This is a genomic window from Brevundimonas sp., assembly GCF_013823285.1.
Taxonomy (GTDB): Bacteria; Pseudomonadota; Alphaproteobacteria; order Caulobacterales; family Caulobacteraceae; genus Brevundimonas.
On sequence record NZ_PNLV01000130.1, the window covers coordinates 1 to 5795 of the forward strand.

General features: G+C 69.5%; 6 protein-coding genes. 3 read left to right on the forward strand and 3 right to left on the reverse strand.

All coding sequences use genetic code 11. From position 1 onward, the window contains the following. Positions 1-252: 252 nt before the first annotated feature. Complete coding sequence (locus tag C0461_RS13015; protein WP_292107608.1) at positions 253-1494, reverse strand: TRAM domain-containing protein; 1242 nt, start codon at positions 1492-1494, stop codon at positions 253-255. 154 nt (positions 1495-1648) lie between these two features. Here C0461_RS13015 and C0461_RS13020 point away from each other — a divergent pair, with 154 nt between their 5' ends. After that, entirely contained in the window at positions 1649-2293 is a 645-nt protein-coding gene (locus C0461_RS13020; RefSeq protein WP_292107610.1) for a hypothetical protein, read from the forward strand. Positions 2294-2437: 144 nt separating this feature from the next. Further along, positions 2438-3124 carry a hypothetical protein gene (locus C0461_RS13025; RefSeq protein WP_292107612.1) on the forward strand — a complete coding sequence of 229 codons (687 nt, stop codon included), beginning with the start codon at positions 2438-2440 and terminating at the stop codon, positions 3122-3124. Between the two features lies 1 nt (position 3125). On the opposite strand, the gene C0461_RS13030 is transcribed toward C0461_RS13025, so the two are convergent. After that, positions 3126-3446 (reverse strand): Mpo1-like protein, encoded by a 321-nt coding sequence (locus C0461_RS13030; protein WP_292107614.1) that lies wholly within the window; start codon positions 3444-3446, stop codon positions 3126-3128. A 100-nt stretch (positions 3447-3546) separates the two neighbouring features. Beyond that, the gene (locus tag C0461_RS13035; protein ID WP_292107616.1) at positions 3547-5397 is read right to left on the reverse strand and encodes a DEAD/DEAH box helicase; all 1851 of its coding nucleotides are present in this window, start codon (positions 5395-5397) and stop codon (positions 3547-3549) included. A gap of 193 nt (positions 5398-5590) precedes the next feature. Between C0461_RS13035 and C0461_RS13040 the strand changes: the two genes are divergently transcribed. Then, the coding region (locus tag C0461_RS13040; protein WP_292107618.1) for a flagellar basal body rod C-terminal domain-containing protein at positions 5591-5795 on the forward strand (205 nt) is incomplete at its 3' end.

The window sequence follows — 5795 nt, forward strand, 5'->3', positions numbered from 1 at the left end:
TCGAGAGTCTCACGTCCACGCATCGTCATTCCCGGCCTTGTGCCGGGAATCCATAATCACGGCACGCGCCAGGGGCGCTCGCCAGTCGGGCGTATGGATCGCCGGGGCAAGCCCGGCGATGACGGAATTATTTTAATAAAATCAACAGAATCGTCCACGCCAGCCCCTCTGCGCCCCCAAAGGAGATTTCGGACAATTCGCACTATTCGGACTCTGTTTTTCCAGACCTGAGTGTGAATTTATCCACCCGGCTCAGCGCCGGAACACGCCCACCAGCTCCACATGGGTCGACCACAGGAACTGGTCGATGGGGGTGACACGCTCCAGCACGAAGCCGGCGTCGATCAGCACCCGGGCGTCGCGGGCGAAGGTGGTCGGGTTGCAGGATACGCCCACCACCACCGAGACGGACTTCGTCCCGGCGAACTGCTGGGTCTGCTCCAGCGCCCCGGCCCGGGGCGGGTCGATGACGATGGCCTCGATCCCCTTCAGGTCGTGGGGCGACAGGGGGCGGCGGAACAGGTCCCGGGCCTGGGCGTCGATGCCCTTCAGCCCCTGCGCGGTCCCGGCGCCCGCCTTCAGGCCTGCGATGGCCCCCGCCGAGGCGTCCGCCGCCAGCACCGGCGCCACCTCCGCCAGCGGGAAGGTGAAGGTGCCCGCGCCGCAGAACAGGTCGGCGATCCGCCTGGCGCCGCGCACCGCCGCCACGGCCCGCTCCACCATGGCCGCCTCGGCCACGGGGGAGGCCTGCATGAAGGAGGCGGGCGGCAGGGGCACGGTGGCCCGGCCGAACCGCACCGTGGGCTGGCGCATCATCACCAGCGTCTCGCCATCCATGCTGAGCCGCGCGATGTCGGCCATACGCGCCGCGCGCACGCCCTGCTGGGCCACGTCAGCGGAGCGGCCGCTGCGCTCCACCCCGGTGATGTCCACGTCCAGCCCGGAATCGGTCACGGTCACATGCAGGGTCGGCGCCGACTTGGCCCCGCCCAGAAACGGCGCCGCCACCGCCGCCAGGCCGGGCAGGGCCGCGTTGATGCGCGGGTCCGACAGGGGACAGTGCGTCAGGGGGACCACCCGCCACGACCGGCGCCCCTTGAAGCCCAGCACCACCTTGCCGTCCTCGTCGCGCCGGGCATGCAGGGCGATGCGGCGGCGCACCCCCGGCGGGGTGGCGACGGTCGCCTCCACCTCGGTCTCGATGCCCTCGCGCTCCAGGGTCTCCACCACCAGATCCCGCTTCCACGCCAGATAGGGCGCGCTGGCCCAGTGCTGCAGCGGCGCGACCCCGCACTCGGCGTAGGTCTGCGACTGGATCGGAACCCGGTCGGCGCTGGCCTCGAGGATCTCGATGTCCTCGGCGCGGCCGTCCCTGACCACCGCGCGCACCACCTCGCCGGGCAACGTCCCCGGTACGAAGACGGCCCCGCCGGGGGTTTCGGCGATCCCGTCGCCTTGGTGGCCCACGCGGGCGATCGTCAGTTGTTCGGACATGGCGCGCTCATAGCCCGTCCCGCGTCCAAACCGAAACATGAACGAAGATGAACGGCCCGCTCAAAACCCGTTCAGGTTCACTCCGCCATAACGGACGTCGACAAGGGGGTGCTGATCCTTTCAGCGCCGCAACCCGAGGAACGGAGCTGAAACGATGAACGCCTTCCTGAAGAATTCCGCCGTCGCTGTCGTCGCCGTCGCCGCCTGTGCGACCGCCCTGCCCGCCTCGGCCCAGAACTACGGCCAGCCCTATGGCTCATCCTACGGCTATCAGGCCCAGAGCGGCTACGGCTACAACCAGGGCTACGAGACCGGCCAGGCCTACTACGACCAGTGCGTCCGCGATCAGCGTCAGCGCCAGGTTGCGGGCGGCCTCGCCGGTGCGGCCATTGGCCTTCTGGCCGGACGCGGCGTCGCCAGCCGCCGGGTGCGCAGCGAGGGCGGCGCCATGGGCGCGGTGCTCGGGGCCGCGGTCGGCGCCGGCATCGGCGGCTCCACCGCCGCCTGCCAGCCGGGCCGGTCGCAGCAGCCCTACGGCGCCCAAGCCGGCTACGGTTATGGCGCCAGCGGCTACGACAACAGCCGCTACGATGATCGCTCCAGCCAGCAGTACGGCTATGACCGCGGCTACAACGATCAGGATCGCGGCTACGGCTACGGCCAGCCGGTCCGCGACTATGACAACACCGACCGGTGCCGCCTGGTCGAAAGCAACATCCGTCTTCCCGACGGCCGCGTGGAGAATCGCTATGTCCGCGCCTGCCCCGATGGAAACGGCCGCTATCGCGTCGTCGATTAAGTTTCAGCCCCCCTGTCGAATCGACGACGTGTAGGGAACCGCCGGTGGAGCAATCCTCCGGCGGTTTTTCCTTGCCTGACGACCCCGGACTTTGCCCGCGCCGCGCCTTCTGTTAAGCATACCGCCGTTCTTCTGGAGGGGTTCATGAAGATCGTCGCCGCCATATCCGCCGCCGTCCTGGCCCTCTCGGGCGCCGCTCTGGCCCAGGACGCCCCGGTCCCGTTCCAGGACCGCACCGAACGCCTGAACCTCGAGGGCCGACGGGGCCCCAGCCTGTTCCGGCCGGGCTTCGCGGTGGGCGAATACACCGGCGCCGCCGCGGCCCGTTCTTCCAGCACCCGCATGCCGTTCCGCTCGCGCGATTTCTCCCGCGCCGGCTTCGACGTGGCCACGGGCGCCGGTCAGGTGACGGGCGAGTGCGAGGGCGGGCAGAGCCACGTCTCCTTCGCCTGGATCACCTTTGATCGGGACGAGCTCAGCTATGTCTGCAGCTACGCCGGGGCGGCGCCCGCCAACGCCCGGCTCAGCCTCGCCGTGGCGCGCGGCGGCGGCTTCCTCCGGCGACTGCAGCAGCCCCAGAGGGCGGGCGAGCTGACCTGGGGCGACATCACCATCCGGGCCGAGACCCGCTATGTGGACGGCCTGCCCTGGGGCGGCGGCGACGTCATCGGCTATGTCTTCACCCGCGACGGGGTCGACGTGGGCGGTCTGGCCCTCAGCGGCATGCGCCCCACCTTCTACCTGCCCCCGCAAGGCTCCCCCGACCGCGACGCCGTGGCGGTGATGGCGCTCAGCCTGTACTTCTTCCAGGACCCGGGGCGGGGCGGGTGAGCTAGAATTTCCGCTTCCCGCTGGCTGTCTCGAAGAACAGGCGGAAGTCGCCCATCAGGCTCCACAGGGGGTATTTGAAGGTGGCGGGCCGGTTCTTCTCGAAGAAGAAATGCCCCACCCAGGCGAAGCCGTAGCCGATCAGCGGCATGGCCAGCAGCCACCACGGGTTCAGGGTCACGATGGCCAGAATCAGAGCCACGATCACCAGCCCTGTCCCCACCACATGGATGCGGCGGCAGGTCCGGTTGGAATGCTCGTGGATATAGTACGGATAGAAGGCTTCGAACGACGGATAGCGTTCGGCCGCTGCGGGCTGGGTCATGGCGTCCTCCGGGGCCGGAGCTTGCGACGGCCCCGTCTTCACTGCAAGCCGGAGGCGGGCGTCGTCCTTCTCTCTCAGGGGGAGAAGGATATGCGTCGCCTTACTCCGCCCGGTGCTTCTTCTTGAACGCCGGCTTGCCCGCCTTGGCGCCGGGTTTGAAGCCGGGCTTGGGCTTGCCCTTGTAGGGCTTGCGGTCAAACGGCCGCGCGTCGCCTTCAGCCGCAGGCGCGACCGTGCGTTCGGGGCGGTAGGGCGCGGGGCGGTTCTGGGCGTTGTCGTTCTCGCGGCGCTTGAACGGCTTCTTGGGGCGCGGTCCGCCGAACCCCTGATTAGGCGCTTCGGACGGCGTGATCGCCACCTCGGCGCCCTTGGCCGCCTTCACCGAGGCGAGGAAGCCGGCCTGGGCCGCCAGCGAAATCTCGAACCGGGTCTCGTCGGGGAACACGCGGATCGAGCCGATGTCCTTCTTGGTGATCCCGCCCAGACGGCAGATCAGCGGGATCAGCCATTTGGGGTCGGCGTTCTTCTGGCGGCCGATGTCGGCGCGGAACCAGGTCACCTCGTCGGGCTGCAGCCGGTCGGTGGGCCAGGCGGTGGCGTTCGGCGCCGCGCCGGGCTCACGCCGTCCGCGCGGTCCCTCGCCCGGATCCACCAGATCCTCAGGCGCAGGCATTTCGGCGCGCATCAGCCGCACGAGGGCGCAGGCCAGCTCCTCCGGCGTACGCTCGGCCGCCAGCTTCTTCGCCAGGGCGAAGTCCTCGTCGGTCACGGTCTGGTCGAAAATCGGGGTGGCCAGCAGGCGCTCTTCGTCCCGGGCCAGAATCTCGTCGATGCCCGGAGCGGCGCTCCAGGTCGCCTCCAGCCCGGCGGAGCCCAGCAGCATCTCGGCCTTGCGGCGACGGGTCGAGGGGACCAGCAGGACGGAGACGCCCTTCTTGCCCGCCCGCCCGGTGCGGCCCGAACGGTGCAGCAGGGTGGCCTTGTTGACCGGCAGTTCCGCGTGAATGACCAGACCCAGATCGGGCAGGTCCAGGCCGCGCGCCGCCACGTCGGTGGCCACGCACACGCGGGCCTGACCGCTGCGCAGGGCCTGCAGCGCATCGGTGCGCTCGCGCTGGCTCAGTTCGCCCGACAGGCCGACCGAGGAGAAGCCCCGCTCGCGCAGGGCCGCCTGCAGATGCTTGACCGCCTCGCGGGTCGAGCAGAACACCAGGGCGCCCGGCGCCTCGAAGAAACGCAGCACGTTGACCACCGCGTGCTCGATCTGGTTCGGCGCGATGCGCATGGCGCGGTATTCGATGTCGCCGTGGGGCTGGCTGCGGTTGGTGGTGTCGATGCGCACCGCGTCGCGCTGATAGCGCTTGGCCATGGTGGCGATTTCACGGGCGATGGTGGCCGAGAACATCAGGGTGCGGCGCTCTGCGGGCGCCTGCTCCAGGATGTATTCAAGGTCCTCGCGGAAGCCCATGTCGAGCATCTCGTCGGCTTCATCCAGCACCACGACCTTCAGGGCCGACAGGTCCAGATTGCGACGGTCGATGTGGTCCTTCAGGCGCCCGGGCGTGCCGACCACGATGTGGGCGCCGACGTTCAGGGCGCGGGCTTCCTGACGCGCGTCCATGCCCCCCACGCTGGTGGCGATGCGGGCGCCCGTGTCGGCGTAGAGCCAGGTCAGCTCCGTGGCCACCTGCATGGCCAGCTCGCGCGTCGGGGCGATCACCAGCGCCAGCGGCGCACGAGTCTGGCCGAACCGTTCAGCTTCGCCCAGCAGGGTCGGCGCCGCCGCCAGACCGAAGGCCACCGTCTTGCCCGAGCCGGTCTGGGCAGAAACCAGCAGATCGGCCTCGGTCAGCCCCGCTTCCAGAACCGCGTCCTGCACGGCGGTGGGTTCGGCATAGCCGCGCTGGACGAGCGCGCGGTCGAGCGCGGGGTGAATGGCGGGAAAGGGCATTGGAAACCTGAATCTTGACTTGGGCGGCCGTGGAAACGACCGCGCCCGGCCGGTTGTGCACCGGGCCGGGCGTTGGAAAGCGGGCATCTATACACGAATAGCGGCGGTATTGCGTTCACTTATGGATTCACCCTGTTCCTGAACGGTCCGGTTACGTCGCCGCGTCACTGTGGGAGGATCAGAGGAGACCGCCATGCAGGCCCTGTCCATCGCAGCCGCCGGGATGATGTCCGCCGCCGAACGCTTCGACGCCTCCGCGCGCCGCACCGCCGCCGCGCCGCTGGACACCCTGGCGGAAGAGACCGTGGAGCGCATCACCGCAAAGCATGCCTTCAAGGCCAACGCCGTGGTCATCCGCACCGCCGACGAGATGATCGGCGCCCTGCTGGACAAGACGG